This window comes from Neisseria mucosa, from assembly GCF_003044445.1.
Classification (GTDB): domain Bacteria; phylum Pseudomonadota; class Gammaproteobacteria; order Burkholderiales; family Neisseriaceae; genus Neisseria; species Neisseria mucosa_A.
In genome coordinates, this window is record NZ_POWX01000040.1 from 1 (window position 1) to 1,265 (window position 1,265).

Genomic DNA, 1,265 nt, shown 5'->3' on the forward strand with positions numbered 1-1,265 from the left:
CAAGCATGGCATTTGTAGCGTTGTTTGCCGTTTCGGCAGCCGTTCCTTTTGACTTGTTTTGAGTCGCAAAAAGGGCATTTTTTGTATTCAAAGCCTTTGACCTCTTTTAAAGCCTTATAGGATAAGGCTTGCGGGGATTTTTAGCCTCCATTTTGTTACTTACGTCTAGTAATCCATATAGTCATCTATCTGTTTCATCAATTCATCCACCGTCAATTCCCCTGCACGATAGAAACACTCCGTCTTCAGCACCGCAAAGAAGCTTTCCATCGGTGCATTGTCCCAGCAGTTCGCCTTTCGCGACATGCTTTGAACCATGGAATGTTTTGCAATCAATTTCCTATATTCCGCCGTACGGTATAGCACACCTTGGTCCGAATGAAGCATTGTTCCTTTATCAGTCAGCCGGGGTGCGGCTTTTTCGAGCATTTCCTTCACCATGTCGCTGTTAGCATTGCGGCTCATGGCATAGGCGACGATTTCACGGTTGAACAAGTCCAAGATCGGAGAGAGGTACAGTTTGCCGTCCTTTCCTTTGAGTTCGGTAACATCGGTCAGCCATTTCTCGTTGGGCTTTTTGGCTGTGAACCGACGTTTGAGGAGGTGTTCCGATATTTCGCCCATGGCGGGATGGCGGTAGGCTTTTTTCGCCCGTATGAGGGCTTTCAGTTCCATCTGCTTCATCAACCGCGCTGCTTTTTTGCGGTTCCAACCCAATGCTGCGGCAATGCGCCTTTGCCCGTAGCGTCCTTTATGCCGTTCGTAGATTTCGGCGATAAGGGCTTTGTCGGCTTCGTCGGGGTCGGGTCGGTCTTGGCGGTGGTAGTAAAAGCTGCTTTTGGGCAGGTTTGCGATGTGCAGCAGGTATTTGAGCGGGTGTTGCGCCCTCAGTGTTTGGACGGTTTGGCTTTGTCCTTTGCGGTCCGCTTTTGGCTGAGGGCTTTTAACTCCTTTAGATAGGCAACCTTTGCGCGCATATAGCACAACTCTTCGATAAGCTCTGCCTGTGTTTTTTCGTGGTCGGGTTTGTCGGCGATAAAGGGGTTTTTGCGGTGGTCGGTCATGGTTTTGGATTGGGGATGTTCGAGTGCGCCGATGCCGCCTTCTTGATAGGCGCGTATCCACCGTCGCAGGTGGGTTCGGGAAATGCCGTAATGATCTGCGGTACGCTGTTGGCTGCGTATGTGCAGGTAGTGGAGTACGGCTTGGTATTTGAAGTGTAATGTATATTTGCTCATAAAAAAACTGCACCTTGTGAGTTGGAG

2 protein-coding genes and 1 pseudogene are annotated in these 1,265 nt (G+C 49.8%); all 3 read right to left on the minus strand.

Annotation, left to right across the window (positions count from 1 at the left end; all coding sequences use genetic code 11):
- A pseudogene (locus tag DBY90_RS13725) lies at positions 1–71 on the minus strand (transposase-like zinc-binding domain-containing protein); the annotation flags it as partial.
- A gap of 94 nt (positions 72–165) precedes the next feature.
- Entirely contained in the window at positions 166–984 is an 819-nt protein-coding gene (locus DBY90_RS12400; protein WP_107987331.1) for an IS3 family transposase, read from the minus strand.
- Entirely contained in the window at positions 888–1,238 is a 351-nt protein-coding gene (locus DBY90_RS12405; RefSeq protein ID WP_107986413.1) for a helix-turn-helix domain-containing protein, read from the minus strand. The genes DBY90_RS12400 and DBY90_RS12405 overlap by 97 nt, the downstream gene beginning before the upstream one ends.
- Between the last annotated feature and the right edge of the window lie 27 nt (positions 1,239–1,265).

What these genes read in the sequence shown, in the direction of transcription:
- DBY90_RS12405 (WP_107986413.1), bottom strand. Translation starts at nt 1,238, where the DNA reads ATGAGCAAATATACATTACACTTCAAATACCAAGCCGTACTCCACTAC.